We start from the raw sequence: 12993 nt of genomic DNA on the forward strand, positions 1-12993 counted from the left end.
CGGCCAGGCTCAGTTCGCCAGCGTCGGGTTGCGCTTCTCTTCCTCGAGCTGCTGCTGGCGCCGCACCGCCTCGCACTGCGCGTGGCCGCGGAACTCGGGCTTGGCGCATTGCGCGGCCATGCACTGGGCCCTGGCGATGAAGTTGCGGTCGCCGCACTGCGATTGCGGATCGGCCGGCGCGGCCGCCGGTGCCGGCGCGGGGGCCGCGGGGGGTGGGGCTGCCGCGGGTGCCTCGGCCACGGCCGGCGCTGCGGCGGGAGTCGCCGCCTTGCGCGCGGCCTTCGGCGGAGCGGCCACGGTGGGCTTGGTTACGGGCGCGGGGGATTCCTCCACGGCCGGCGCGGCGGGTGCCACGGGGGCCGGGGGCGCTTCCGCCGCCGGAGCAGGAGCCGGCTCGACGGGCGCGGGCGGCGGGGCCGGCACCGGTTGCGGCGCGGGCGCCACGACGGCCGGCGTGGGTGCCGCAGGCGCGGCACCGCGGCTGCCGAAGCCATACCAGCCCGCCGCGATCATCGCCACGCCCAGCACCAGCAGGCCGATCCAGAGCCACATGCCGCTGCGGCCGACCGCCGGCTGGGCTGCCTGGGCCTGCGCGCGCTCGCGGCGGCGCGCACGCCGGGCCTCGGCGGATTCGTCGGACGAGGCTTCCGGCTTCGGCGCGCGCTTCGGCTTGCCGGTGCCGACCAGCACGGTCCGGTCGGCATCGCCATCCTGCGGCTGGCCCTTGCCGCCGCGCGGCGTGAGGGCGGCCGCGTCGTAGAGCTCGCCGGGAATGGTCGGAGCGCGCAGCTGCGCGGGCGCGGTCGCGGCCCATTCGCGCTCGAAGCGCGTGCTCGGATTGGGCGTGGGCGCGGGCGGAACCGGCGGCGCGGAAGCCGGCGTCAGCCGCTCGCCGCAGCGCATGCAGAAGTTCGCGCCCTCGCGGTTCTCCGCGCTGCAGACGGGACAGATCAAGGCCATGGCGAAGTGAGGCAATCGAGGAAAGGCATGCTGGCTGGCAGGGGCCGCATGGGGGCTCGTCGTCTGGTGGCGGCGCCTCAGGTCACCGCGACACGCTTGGAGCGGTGCGCCATGCGCTTGGCGATGACCGCGCCGAGCGCCATCGTGAGCTCGAGCGCGAGGTTCGGCTGGCGGTTCGACATTTCCGAGAAGCGGGTGGTCGTGAGGCGCCAGACCCGTCCGGCACCGGTGACCACCACGTTGGCCGCGTGCGGCTGGCGCGAGAAGAACGAACCTTCGCCGACCACCGAGCCCGCGGTGAGCACCGCCAGGCGCATCTGCTCCTTGCTGCTCACGCGGTGCACGCTGATCGCGCCGCTCTCGAGGAAGAAGACCGAACGGTCCTGCGCGCCCTGGGCGATCAGCACGTCGCCGACGGTGACGTCCTGCGGCTGCAGATACCCGGCCAGCGTGTCCCACTGCTGAACATTGAGGATCAGCGCAAAGGCATCGTTGCTGGTGTTGTCCGCGATCGCGCGGCTCAGGTTCTGGATGGACATGCTGCTCTCACTCGCCCCCGGGCAGTTCAGCCGGAGTATCCGCGAACGGCCCACATTTCGGCTACAAATGTTTACGCGATGACGGCGCCGGCCGCGCGGAGTGTCGCTATTTGCCGATACAGAAACGCGAAAAGATGACACCCAGCAGGTCGTCGGCGCCGAATTCGCCGGTGATCTCGTTGAGCGCGTTCTGCGCCAGCCGCAGTTCCTCGGCCAGCAGGTCGAGCGACTGGGCATGGGCCGCCAGGTGCTCGGCCGCCAGCGCCAGGTGCATCTCGACCTGCCCCAGCGCCTGCACATGGCGCGCGCGCGCCAGGTACACGCCCTCGGGCACGGCCTGCCAGCCGGCCATGGCCAGCAGCTGCTCGCGCAGCGCCTCGATGCCGGCACCGGTCTTGGCCGACAGCGCGATGCCTTCGGCCGGCGCGGACGCCGAGCCGGCCGCGTCGAGCTTGTTCCACACGTCGAGCACCGGCACGCCCGCGGGCAGCTTCTCGCGCAGGCCGCGCAGGATCCCTGCGTCGGCCGCGGCGTAGTCGGGCGCGGCGGCGCGCGTCAGGTCGTGCAGGAACAGCACCGCGTCGGCGCTCTCGATCTGGCCCCAGGCGCGCGCCACGCCGATCTGCTCCACCTCGTCGCTGCTCTCGCGCAGGCCCGCGGTATCGGCCACGTGCAGCGGCACGCCATGGATCTGGATGGTCTGCGACACCACGTCGCGCGTGGTGCCGGCCACCGCGCTCACGATCGCGAGCTCGGCACCGGCCAGCGCGTTGAGCAGCGAGCTCTTGCCGGCATTGGGCTGGCCCGCGATCACCACCTTGATGCCCTCGCGCAGCAGGGCGCCCTGGCGCGCGCGCTGCTGCACGGCCGCGAGCTGGCCCTGCAGCCGCGCCAGCTGGCCCGCGGCATCGGCCTTCTGCAGGAAATCGATCTCCTCCTCGGGAAAGTCGAGCGTGGCCTCGACCAGCATGCGCAGGTGGATCAGCGCATCGCGCAGCGTGTGGATCTCGCGCGAGAAGGCGCCCGACAGCGAGCGCCCCGCGCTGCGCGCGGCGGCCTCGGTGCTGGCATCGATCAGGTCGGCAATCGCCTCGGCCTGGGCCAGATCGATCTTGCCGTTGAGGAAGGCGCGCTGGCTGAACTCGCCGGGCTCGGCCACGCGCAGGCCCGGCAGCCGGGGACGGCCGGTGACGGCATCGAGCTCGCCCGCGGCCTCGAGGCAGCGCGCCAGCAGCAGTTGCAGCACGACCGCGCCGCCATGGGCCTGGAGCTCGAGCACGTCCTCGCCCGTGAACGAATGGGGCGCGGGGAAATGGATCGCCAGCCCATGGTCGACCGCCTCGCCCGCGGCATCGCGAAAGGGCAGGTAGGTAGCCTCGCGCGGCTTGAGCGGCCGCGCGCACAGCGCCTCGATCAGCGGGGCGAGCCGAACGCCCGACACCCGCACGATGCCGACCGCGCCGCGGCCGGAAGCGGTGGCGATGGCGACGATGGGATCGGAGGCGCGGGCGAGCATGGGCGGATTCTTTCAGCAAAAACGACAAAGGGCCGCTCGCGCGGCCCCTCGGGGAAAACGGTGACGTCGCGCCGGCCTACTTGCCGAGCACGCCGAGCCGCTTGTTGATCACCCACTGCTGGGCGATCGACAGGATGTTGTTCGTGATCCAGTACAGCACCAGGCCGGCCGGGAAGAAGATGAACATCACGCTGAAGGCCAGCGGCATGATCCACATCAGCTTGGCCTGCATCGGATCGGGCGGCGTCGGGTTCAGCCAGGTCTGCAGCAGCGAGGTGGCCGTCATCACGATCGGCAGGATGTACCAGGGATCGGGTGCCGACAGGTCGGTGATCCAGCCGATCCAGGGCGCGTGGCGCATCTCGACCGACGACAGCAGCACCCAGTACAGCGCGATGAACACCGGGATCTGGATCAGGATCGGGAAGCAGCCGCCCATCGGATTGACCTTCTCGGTCTTGTAGATCCGCATCATCTCCTGCTGCATTTCCTGCGGCTTGTCCTTGAGCCGCTCGCGCATCTCCATGATCTTCGGGTTGATGGCCTTCATCTTGGCCATGCTCGCGTAGGCCTTGGCGTTGAGCCAGTAGAAGGCGGCCTTGAGCAGCACCACCAGCGCCACGATCGACCAGCCCCAGTTGCCGATCAGGCCGTGCAGCTGGTTGAGCAGCCAGTACAGCGGCTTCGAGATGATCGCGAAGATGCCGTAGTCCTTGACCAGGTCGAGGCCCGGCGCGATGGCTTCGAGCTTCTTCTCTTCCTCGGGACCGGCGAACAGCGTGCTGTTGACCGTCTGCGTCGCGCCCGGGGCGATCTTCGGCAGCGTGGCCACCATGGCGATGGTGTAGAGGTTGTCGCCCAGGTCCTTCACGCGGAATTCGCGCTTCAGGCCTTCGCTCGCCGGGTCGCCGCGCAGCAGCCAGGCCGACACGAAGTAGTGCTGGACCATGGCGATCCAGCCGTCGTTGGCGGCCGGCGGGGGCTCGACCTTGCCCTTGGTGATGTCCGTGAACGCGAGCTTGTGGAACTTCTTTTCGTTCGTGTACGCGGCCGGGCCGGTGAAGGTGTTGGTGCCGAACATGGTGCTCGAGGCCACGGTGCCGTGGCGCAGCAGCTGCATGTAGAGCTGCGCGTCGCGCGGCTGGTCGCTCACGTTGACGACTTCATGGCGCACGCCGATGGCGTAGTCGCCGCGGTGGAACACATAGGTCTTGACGTACTTGAGGCCGCCGACGGGGGCGCTCTCGAAGCCGACCTCGAGGGTGTTCTGGCCGGCGGCCATTTCGCGCGGACCGGCCTTGGGCGCCATCGGCGTCAGGTGGTTCGGGAAGCGCTCGCCGGTATCGACCTGGTTCAGCAGGCCGGTCTGCGCGAGGTAGCGCGTGGCGGGCGAGCCGTTCTCGAACAGCACCACGTGCTTGGTGCGGTCGTTCTCGTCGTACTTCAGCAGCTCGAGGTAGTTGACCGTGCCGCCTTCGCTGTCGATGGTCGCCTTGAACAGGTCGGTGGTGACCGTGACCTGTTCCTTCGGCGCGGCGGCCGCGGCCTGCGTGGGCACGGCACCGGCGCTGGCGCCCGGTGCGGCACTGGCGCTGGGCACGCTGCTGCCGGCGGCGGCGCCGGTGGTGGGCGCGGGCGCCGTGGCGGCGGGCTTGGTCGAGGGCAGGAAGGTCGGCTTGTTGCCGTTGAAGACCTGCCATTGGTCCCACAGCAGCACCAGCGAGAACCCAAAAATCACCCACAGGATCGTGCGGCGTATATCGTTCATGACGAAGACTTCTTGTCGGAGGAGAGAAGAGACGAAAACAGCGAGCCTGACCGGTCCGTGCGACGCTGTGATTTCGGTGGGACCGGATCGTGCCCGCCCTGGCACCAGGGCTGGCAGCGCGCGATGCGGTGCAGCGTGAGGTAGCTGCCCTTGAGGGCGCCATGCACCTCGAGCGCCTCGATCGAATAGACCGAGCAGGTCGGCTCGAAACGGCACGACTGGCCGAGCCAGGGGCTCAGCAGCAGGCGGTAGCCTTTGACGAGGCCGATCAGCAGGCGTTTCATGGCGAAGACCGTGCGGGTGGCGCGGCGGGCGCGCGCGCCGGTGCCGGGCGCGCGGCGCGCTCCAGCAACAGTTCGAGCTCGGCCCGCACGGCTCGCTTGAGCCGCTCGGACGAGGCGCTCACGAATTCCTTGCGGTCGAAGGCCGACTTCAGGCGAACCACGTGCGCCGCGCGCGGCAGACCCGCGTGGGGCAGGGCGCTCACGCTGTAGATCTGGCGCTTGATCGCATTGCGCGTGACCGCGCGGCGCGCCCAGCGCTTGGGCACCATCGCGCCCAGCCAGACATCGTCGGACGCAAAAAGCTGCGCGCTCGATTCGGAATCGAGCGCGCAGCGATGCAATGCGAAATGGGCAGTGCGGGCCACGGTGGCACCTGCGAGAACGGCCTGGAACTGCGCGCGGGTCTTGAGCCGCTGCATGGGAGCCGGGCTGGACACGCCGCTGGCGCGAGCCGTCGAAGCTGGCCCGGGCGTTCCTGCTGCTGGCAACTGCCGTGGGTCGGGCGTCAGACGGCCAGGCGCTTGCGGCCCTTGGCGCGGCGTGCGTTGATGACGGCACGGCCGCCACGGGTCTTCATGCGGACCAGGAAGCCGTGGGTACGGGCGCGGCGGACTTTGGATGCTTGGTAGGTGCGTTTCATGATGAGATTTCCTGATTCCCCTGTTTCTTCGGCAGTTCCGCGGTCGTCGGACCATGGGGAATCCATGGGCTCGACAGGCGAGGAATGCGCGAAAGGCGCTGGGTGCGGTTGGTTCCGGCCTCGCTGGGCTCAGCCGGTGGTTTCGGTCGGACCCCGAAAGACGCAAAGAGGTTTTCAGGGAAACCCGCAATTATCGCAAACATTCGGCCCCACAACAATCTTCGAGCGACTTTGCGGGCCTTTCCCCAGCCGTCCAGGGTATGTGGATAAGGTTTTGACAAGTTAGAATGCGCGGCGCCTTCCAGCAGAGAATATCCACAATACAAATAGCAAAAAATGGCAGAGGGAACCATCCAAAATCCGAGCGCCCATGTCGACTGACGGCATCGGCGAAAGCCTCTGGCAGGCCTGCGTCGACCAGCTCGCGCAGGAGCTGTCCGAGCAACAGTTCAACACCTGGATCAAGCCCCTCACCGCCGAGGTCGCCGACGACCTCTCGCGCATGACGGTGTTCGTCGCCAACCGCTTCAAGCTCGACTGGATCCGGGCCCAGTACGCCGGCAAGATCGCCGGCATGGCCGAGAAGATCTACGGCCAGCCCGTCGCCATCGAGTTAGCGCTTGCTCCTCGGGAAATCCCCGTGCGCGCTGCGCCCGTGGCGGTCATGACCGAAACCGACGTGCCGCGCGACGTGGCCGGCCCGGGCGAGGAACCGCCGGCCGCCGGCTTCAAGAACCGCCTCAATTCGGGCCTCACCTTCGACACCCTGGTCGAGGGCACGGCCAACCGCATGGCGCGCGCCGCGGCGATGCACGTGGCGGGCATGCCCGGGCACCTGTACAACCCGCTTTTCATCTACGGTGGCGTGGGCCTGGGCAAGACCCACCTCATGCACGCCGTGGGCAACCGGCTGCTGGCCGACCGGGTCGACTCCAAAGTTCTCTACATCCACGCCGAACAGTTCGTCTCGGATGTGGTCAAGGCCTATCAGCGCAAGACCTTCGACGAATTCAAGGAGCGTTACCACTCGCTCGATCTGCTCTTGATCGACGACGTGCAGTTCTTCGCCAACAAGGACCGCACGCAGGAAGAATTCTTCAACGCCTTCGAAGCCCTGCTGGCCAAGAAGTCGCACATCGTGATGACCAGCGACACCTATCCCAAGGGCCTCGCGGACATCCACGAGCGGCTGGTCTCGCGCTTCGACTCGGGCCTCACGGTGGCGATCGAGCCGCCCGAGCTCGAGATGCGCGTGGCGATCCTGATCAACAAGGCCCGCGTCGAGGGCGCCGAGATGCCCGAGGAAGTCGCCTTCTTCGTGGCCAAGAACGTGCGCTCCAACGTGCGCGAGCTCGAGGGCGCGCTGCGCAAGATCCTGGCCTATTCGCGCTTCAACCAGAAGGAGATCTCGATCGCCCTGGCGCGCGAGGCGCTGCGCGACCTGCTGTCGATCCAGAACCGGCAGATCTCGGTGGAAAACATCCAGAAGACGGTGGCCGACTACTACAAGATCAAGGTCGCCGACATGTACAGCAAGAAGCGCCCGGCCTCGATCGCGCGGCCGCGGCAGATCGCGATGTACCTGGCCAAGGAGCTGACGCAGAAGAGCCTGCCCGAGATCGGCGAGCTGTTCGGCGGCCGCGACCACACGACCGTGCTGCACGCGGTGCGCAAGATTTCGGGCGAGCGCCAGCAGCTCACCGAGCTCAACCAGCAGCTTCACGTGCTCGAGCAGACGCTCAAGGGTTGAAACTGAAAACCAAAGTCAACCAGGCCGGACGCCGCGACAGCGGAGAATGGCGGTCTGCGCGGGGCGGTGGGGCCCTGATCGACCAAGCTGATTCAAAGAGATAAGAGAAGAGGTAGAAGACATGATCGTCCTGAAGGCAACACAAGACAAAGTCCTCGCCGCGCTGCAGTCGGTGGCGGGCATCGTGGAGCGGCGCCACACCCTGCCGATCCTCGCCAACGTGCTGATCCGCAAGACCGGTGGCCAGATCCAGCTGACCACCAGCGACCTCGAGATCCAGATCCGCACCACCGCCGAGCTCGGCGGCGACGAAGGCAACTTCACCACCACCATCGGCGCGCGCAAGCTGATCGACATCCTGCGCACCATGCCGGCCGACCAGACCGTGAGCCTCGAATCGAGCGCGAGCAAGCTGGTGCTCAAGGGCGGCAAGAGCCGCTTCACGCTGCAGTCGCTGCCCGCGGAAGACTTCCCGCTGGTGCAGGAAGCCGCCAACTTCGGCCCGGTGTTCAGCGTGCCGCAGAAGACGCTGAAGGACCTGCTCTCGCAGGTCTCGTTCGCGATGGCCGTGCACGACATCCGCTACTACCTCAACGGCATCCTGTTCGTCGCCGAGGGCAAGCAGCTGAGCCTGGTGGCCACCGACGGCCACCGCCTGGCCTTCTCCTCGGCCACGCTCGACGTGGAAGTGCCGCGCCAGGAAGTGATCCTGCCGCGCAAGACCGTGCTCGAGATGCAGCGCCTCCTGTCCGACGCCGAGGGCGCGATCGAGATGCAGTTCGCCAACAACCAGGCCAAGTTCAGCTTCGGCGGCATGGAGTTCGTCACCAAGCTGGTCGAGGGCAAGTTCCCCGACTACAACCGCGTGATCCCGAAGAATCACAAGAACTCGGTCACGCTGGGCCGCGCGCCGCTCCTGGCCAGCCTGCAGCGCACCGCGATCCTGACCAGCGAGAAGTTCAAGGGCGTGCGCCTGAACATCGAGCCCGGCACCTTGCGCATCGCCTCGAACAACGCCGAGCAGGAAGAAGCCCAGGACGAGCTCGACATCGACTACGGCGGCGACACCATCGAGATCGGCTTCAACGTCACCTACCTGATCGACGCGCTGGCCAACATGGGCCAGGACATGGTGAAGCTGGACCTGGCCGATTCCAACAGCTCCGCGCTGTTGACCATCCCCGACAACGCTTCCTTCAAGTACGTCGTGATGCCGATGCGGATCTAGTCACCCCGCATCACCACAGCGCCTTGCGCAGACAGCCCGCGGCAGCCCCGCGGGTTTGCTCTTTCAAGAGGCCTGAAAAACCGGGTGCCCCAGAGCCGGTGCGACCCCGTGAATCCCGTGAGAGATAGAGGAATATCCGAATGAGCGCAGAAGAGAACAAGCCGGAAGTGCCGCACACCGAACCGGTCTACACACCCGAGATCGACAACGCGGTGCCGATCGAGATCACGCCCGACAACTCCTACGGCGAAGGTTCGATCACGATCCTCGAAGGCCTCGAGGCCGTGCGCAAGCGCCCCGGCATGTACATCGGCGACACCTCCGACGGCACCGGTCTGCACCACCTGGTGTTCGAGGTGGTCGACAACTCCATCGACGAAGCACTCGCCGGCCACTGCGACGACATCGTCGTGACCATCCATTCCGACAACTCGATCTCGGTGACCGACAACGGCCGAGGCATCCCGACCGGCGTGAAGATGGACGACAAGCACGAGCCCAAGCGCTCGGCCGCCGAGATCGCGCTGACCGAGCTGCACGCGGGCGGCAAGTTCAACCAGAACAGCTACAAGGTCTCGGGCGGCCTGCACGGCGTGGGCGTGAGTTGCGTGAACGCGCTGAGCGTGATGCTGCGCCTGGTGGTGCGGCGCGAAGGCAAGATCCACGAGCTCGAGTTCAGCCGCGGCTTCGTGCAGGACCGCCTGCTCGAGACGGTCAACGGCGTCGAGGTTTCGCCGATGAAGATCATCGGCGACACCGACAAGCGCGGCACCGAGGTGCACTTCCTGCCCGACACCGAGATCTTCAAGGAGAACAACGATTTCCACTACGAGATCCTCTCCAAGCGCCTGCGCGAGCTGAGCTTCCTCAACAACGGCGTGCGCATCCGCCTGAAGGACGAGCGCAGCGGCAAGGAAGACGACTTCTCGGGCGCCGGCGGCGTGCGCGGCTTCGTCGAGTTCATCAACAAGGGCAAGACCGTCCTGCATCCGAACTCGTTCTATGCGGAGGGCGAGAAGCCGGCCGACACCTACGGCGGCATCCCCGGCACGCACATCGGCGTCGAAGTGGCGATGCAGTGGAACAGCGGCTACAACGAGCAGGTGCTGTGCTTCACCAACAACATCCCGCAGCGCGACGGCGGCACCCACCTCACGGGCTTGCGCGCCGCGATGACGCGCGTGATCAACAAGTACATCGAGGAGAACGAGCTCGCCAAGAAGGCGAAGGTCGAGGTCTCGGGCGACGACATGCGCGAGGGCCTGTGCTGCGTGCTCAGCGTGAAGGTGCCCGAGCCCAAGTTCTCGAGCCAGACCAAGGACAAGCTGGTCTCCAGCGAAGTGCGCGCGCCGGTGGAGGACATCGTCGGCCGCCTGCTGACCGACTACCTGCAGGAGCGTCCGAACGACGCCAAGATCATCTGCGGCAAGATCATCGAAGCCGCGCGTGCCCGTGAAGCGGCGCGCAAGGCGCGCGAGATGACCCGGCGCAAGGGCGTGCTCGACGGCATGGGCCTGCCGGGCAAGCTGGCCGACTGCCAGGAGAAGGACCCGGCGCTGTGCGAGGTCTACCTGGTGGAGGGCGACTCCGCCGGCGGCTCCGCCAAGCAGGGCCGCGACCGGAAGTTCCAGGCCATCCTGCCGCTGCGCGGCAAGATCCTCAACGTCGAGAAGGCGCGCTACGAGAAGCTGCTGACGAGCAACGAAATCCTCACGATGATCACCGCGCTGGGTACCGGCATCGGCCGCGCGGGCGCGAGCACGCCGGGCGGCGGCGCGGACGACTTCAACGTCGCCAAGCTGCGCTACCACCGCATCATCATCATGACCGACGCCGACGTGGACGGCGCGCACATCCGCACGCTGCTGCTCACCTTCTTCTACCGCCAGATGCCCGAGCTGGTCGAGCGCGGCCACATCTACATCGCGCAGCCGCCGCTGTACAAGGTCAAGGTCGGCAAGGAAGAGCAGTACCTGAAGGACGGCAATGCGCTCGACGCGTTCCTGCTCAAGGTCGCGCTGAAGGACGCCAGCATCCAGACCGGCGGCGCCAACTCCACCACGCTCGGCGGCGACACGCTGGCCGAACTGGCGCGCAAGCACCAGGTGGCCGAGGCCGTGATCCACCGGCTGCGCAACTTCATGGACGCCGAGGCCCTGCGCGCCATCGCCGACGGCGTGGCGCTCGACCTCGACACCACGCCCGCGGCCGAGGCCTCGGCCGTGGCGCTGCAGGCCAAGCTGCGCGAGCTCAACACCACCGGCGTGCCGGCCGAGGTCAGCAACGAGTTCGACGCGCGCACCGACAAGCCGCTGTTGCGCATCAGCCGCCGCCACCACGGCAACATCAAGAGCAGCGTGATCACGCAGGACTTCGTGCACGGCGCCGACTACGCCGCGCTGGCCGGCGCCGCCGACACCTTCCGCAACCTGCTGAGCCCCGAGGGCGCGGTGGTGCGCCGCGGCGAGGGCGAGCGCGCCAAGGAAGAAAAGGTGCTCGATTTCCGCCAGGCCATGCTGTGGCTGATCGGCGAAGCCGAGCGCGCCACCGCGCGCCAGCGCTACAAGGGCCTGGGCGAGATGAACCCCGAGCAGCTGTGGGAAACCACCATGGACCCGAACGTGCGCCGCCTGCTCAAGGTGCAGATCGACGACGCGATCGAGGCCGACCGCGTGTTCACGATGCTGATGGGCGACGAGGTGGAGCCGCGCCGCGAGTTCATCGAGCAGAACGCGCTGCGGGCGGCGAACATCGACGTCTGAGTCGATTCCGCCCTCGCCGTCACGCCGCCGTGGTTCGCACCCGGCGGCGTTTTTCATGGACGCCCGAAGTCCGCGCACCATTCCCATGCCGCTTCCAGGCGGAGTGCGCACACGCAACGCGGGCGGTTCGCGCGGGCGACCAAGGGTTTGTCTGAGGGTGAATGACCACAGACTCTGTAAACGCTTGTCACAAGCCCGTCACCAGCTATTAAAACAATAGCGTTCAAAGCCTCGGCGAGGATCGTTCCTCGTAAACGCTATATCTAGCCCGAGTCTTGCTAAGCAAAATCCTCGACGAATTCCGCGTCACCCCTGATCGAGGACACCGAAGCAATGAAATCCATGCGTCTCAGCCGGTCCCTGGCCGCCATCGCAACGTGCGGCACGGTCGCCTTCCTCGGCGCGACCCTTCCGGCCCACGCTGCCCCGAATCCGCCCATCCAGACCGCTCAGGGCGTCGAATACATGTGCGGCGGCAGCAACAAGGACGAAGCCGCGTTCATGCAGATGGTGTCGCCGCGCTGGGCCGCCACCATTGAACTGGGCATCAACGGCAGCCCCGCGCAGCGCGCGAGCTTCCCGGCCCGCGCCAAGGTCGAGGTGCGCGAGCGCTACACCGGCCGAGCGATCATGGAAGCGCTGTCGCAGGGCCCGTACATGCTCGCGCGGCTCGACCCGGGCGCCTACGAGGTCAACGTCACGCTCGGCGGCCTCACGCTGACGCAGCCGCTGGTGGTGTTCGCGGGCATCCCGTCGAAGGCGACCTTCATGTGGCCGTCGAATTTCGACATGGCCTCGGTGCTGCCGCCGCAGCCCGAAACCCAGGCGATGGCGCAGACCAGCGCCGCGCGCTGAGTCGCCACCGAGCCGCGTCCACGGCCGGCGGCCACCCGCCGCGCCGTTCCCGTTAAGTCCTGTCTAAGCCGTGCGCCGCACAGTGGCGCCGTGGTTTTTCGCCACGAGAGCAAGGAAAGAAAGGACTCACCATGACCCCCCTGATTTCACCGCGCGCGCGGCCCCTGGCCGCCGCCCTGCTGTGCGGCGCCCTCGCGTTCGGCGCGCTCGCCTCCTCGGCCCAGGCTGCGTTCAACCCGCCGATCCGCATGTCGCATGGCATCGAGTACATGAGCGGCGGCATCGGCAGCGACGAGGCGAAGCTGATGGAAACGGTCCTGCCGCGCTGGCCGGCGAGCTTCGAATTCGCGATCAAGGATCACCAGGGCGCGGACTTCGCGGCCGACGTCCACGTCACGGTGCGCGATGGCCGTGGCGTGGCCCTGCTCGACAACGTGGTGGCCGGCGGACCGTTCATGGTGGCGCGCCTCGAGCCCGGCAGCTACCAGGTCGAGGCCACGCTGCGCGGCCAGACGCTCAAGCAGCCGTTGCACGTGGTCTTCGGCGAACCCACCAAGGCCACTTTCCTCTGGCCGGCGGGCACCGACATGGCCGCGGCCGGCACGCGCGCGGTGCAGTAAGCGCACGCAGCCACGGCGGCTCGGGCGCCGGATGCATGCGCTCACCTCGCCGCGGGCGGCACGGCACCCGC

The 12993-nt window shown here is 67.7% G+C and carries 11 protein-coding genes and 1 pseudogene; 5 read left to right on the forward strand and 7 right to left on the reverse strand.

All coding sequences use genetic code 11. The features are described 5' to 3' along the window. Nucleotides 1-9: 9 nt before the first annotated feature. From KV106_RS20945 to rpmH, 7 genes are all read right to left on the reverse strand, one after another. Entirely contained in the window at nt 10-960 is a 951-nt protein-coding gene (locus KV106_RS20945) for a zinc-ribbon domain-containing protein (protein WP_261212097.1), read from the reverse strand. Between the two features lie 77 nt (nt 961-1037). Beyond that, nucleotides 1038-1499 (reverse strand): Crp/Fnr family transcriptional regulator, encoded by a 462-nt coding sequence (locus KV106_RS20950; RefSeq protein WP_093343587.1) that lies wholly within the window; start codon nt 1497-1499, stop codon nt 1038-1040. Between the two features lie 106 nt (nt 1500-1605). Continuing rightward, nucleotides 1606-3015 carry a tRNA uridine-5-carboxymethylaminomethyl(34) synthesis GTPase MnmE gene (gene mnmE / locus KV106_RS20955; protein ID WP_261212098.1) on the reverse strand — a complete coding sequence of 470 codons (1410 nt, stop codon included), beginning with the start codon at nt 3013-3015 and terminating at the stop codon, nt 1606-1608. 76 nt (nt 3016-3091) lie between these two features. Further along, nucleotides 3092-4783 carry a membrane protein insertase YidC gene (yidC, locus tag KV106_RS20960; protein WP_261212099.1) on the reverse strand — a complete coding sequence of 564 codons (1692 nt, stop codon included), beginning with the start codon at nt 4781-4783 and terminating at the stop codon, nt 3092-3094. Then, nucleotides 4780-5067, reverse strand: coding sequence for a membrane protein insertion efficiency factor YidD (gene yidD / locus KV106_RS20965; RefSeq protein ID WP_057591857.1), 288 nt, complete (start codon nt 5065-5067; stop codon nt 4780-4782). The genes yidC and yidD overlap by 4 nt, the downstream gene beginning before the upstream one ends. Further along, nucleotides 5064-5486: a ribonuclease P protein component gene (locus tag KV106_RS20970; RefSeq protein WP_057591856.1), complete on the reverse strand. Its 423-nt coding sequence runs from the start codon at nt 5484-5486 to the stop codon at nt 5064-5066. Before KV106_RS20970 ends, yidD begins: the two co-directional genes overlap by 4 nt. Before the next feature lie 86 nt (nt 5487-5572). Continuing rightward, entirely contained in the window at nt 5573-5707 is a 135-nt protein-coding gene (gene rpmH, locus KV106_RS20975) for a 50S ribosomal protein L34 (RefSeq protein ID WP_007834827.1), read from the reverse strand. Nucleotides 5708-6077: 370 nt separating this feature from the next. On the opposite strand from rpmH, the gene dnaA reads away from it, so the two are divergent. The 5 genes and pseudogenes from dnaA (at nt 6078) to KV106_RS21000 (ending at nt 12922) form a co-directional block, all read left to right on the forward strand. After that, the gene (gene dnaA / locus KV106_RS20980; RefSeq protein WP_057591855.1) at nt 6078-7457 is read left to right on the forward strand and encodes a chromosomal replication initiator protein DnaA; all 1380 of its coding nucleotides are present in this window, start codon (nt 6078-6080) and stop codon (nt 7455-7457) included. Nucleotides 7458-7578: 121 nt separating this feature from the next. Continuing rightward, nucleotides 7579-8685 carry a DNA polymerase III subunit beta gene (gene dnaN / locus KV106_RS20985; protein WP_057591854.1) on the forward strand — a complete coding sequence of 369 codons (1107 nt, stop codon included), beginning with the start codon at nt 7579-7581 and terminating at the stop codon, nt 8683-8685. A gap of 242 nt (nt 8686-8927) precedes the next feature. Further along, nucleotides 8928-11447 (forward strand): annotated as a pseudogene (gene gyrB / locus KV106_RS20990) (DNA topoisomerase (ATP-hydrolyzing) subunit B); the annotation flags it as partial. 333 nt (nt 11448-11780) lie between these two features. Beyond that, a complete protein-coding gene (locus KV106_RS20995) occupies nt 11781-12302 on the forward strand; it encodes a hypothetical protein (RefSeq protein WP_261212101.1) in 522 nt (173 codons plus the stop codon). A gap of 131 nt (nt 12303-12433) precedes the next feature. Further along, on the forward strand, nt 12434-12922 hold the full coding sequence (locus KV106_RS21000; RefSeq protein WP_057591851.1) for a hypothetical protein: 489 nt from the start codon (nt 12434-12436) through the stop codon (nt 12920-12922). Nucleotides 12923-12993: the final 71 nt, after the last annotated feature.

The organism is Variovorax endophyticus, assembly GCF_025376855.1.
In the GTDB taxonomy this organism is placed as follows: domain Bacteria; phylum Pseudomonadota; class Gammaproteobacteria; order Burkholderiales; family Burkholderiaceae_C; genus Variovorax.

Bases quoted from the DNA above. Each gene is read 5' to 3' on its own strand.
- KV106_RS20945 (WP_261212097.1), bottom strand. From the start codon at position 960: ATGGCCTTGATCTGTCCCGTCTGCAGCGCGGAGAACCGCGAGGGCGCG.
- KV106_RS20950 (WP_093343587.1), bottom strand. From the start codon at position 1,499: ATGTCCATCCAGAACCTGAGCCGCGCGATCGCGGACAACACCAGCAAC.
- mnmE (WP_261212098.1), bottom strand. From the start codon at position 3,015: ATGCTCGCCCGCGCCTCCGATCCCATCGTCGCCATCGCCACCGCTTCC.
- yidC (WP_261212099.1), bottom strand. From the start codon at position 4,783: ATGAACGATATACGCCGCACGATCCTGTGGGTGATTTTTGGGTTCTCG.
- yidD (WP_057591857.1), bottom strand. From the start codon at position 5,067: ATGAAACGCCTGCTGATCGGCCTCGTCAAAGGCTACCGCCTGCTGCTG.
- KV106_RS20970 (WP_057591856.1), bottom strand. From the start codon at position 5,486: ATGCAGCGGCTCAAGACCCGCGCGCAGTTCCAGGCCGTTCTCGCAGGT.
- rpmH (WP_007834827.1), bottom strand. From the start codon at position 5,707: ATGAAACGCACCTACCAAGCATCCAAAGTCCGCCGCGCCCGTACCCAC.
- dnaA (WP_057591855.1), top strand. From the start codon at position 6,078: ATGTCGACTGACGGCATCGGCGAAAGCCTCTGGCAGGCCTGCGTCGAC.
- dnaN (WP_057591854.1), top strand. From the start codon at position 7,579: ATGATCGTCCTGAAGGCAACACAAGACAAAGTCCTCGCCGCGCTGCAG.
- KV106_RS20995 (WP_261212101.1), top strand. From the start codon at position 11,781: ATGAAATCCATGCGTCTCAGCCGGTCCCTGGCCGCCATCGCAACGTGC.
- KV106_RS21000 (WP_057591851.1), top strand. From the start codon at position 12,434: ATGACCCCCCTGATTTCACCGCGCGCGCGGCCCCTGGCCGCCGCCCTG.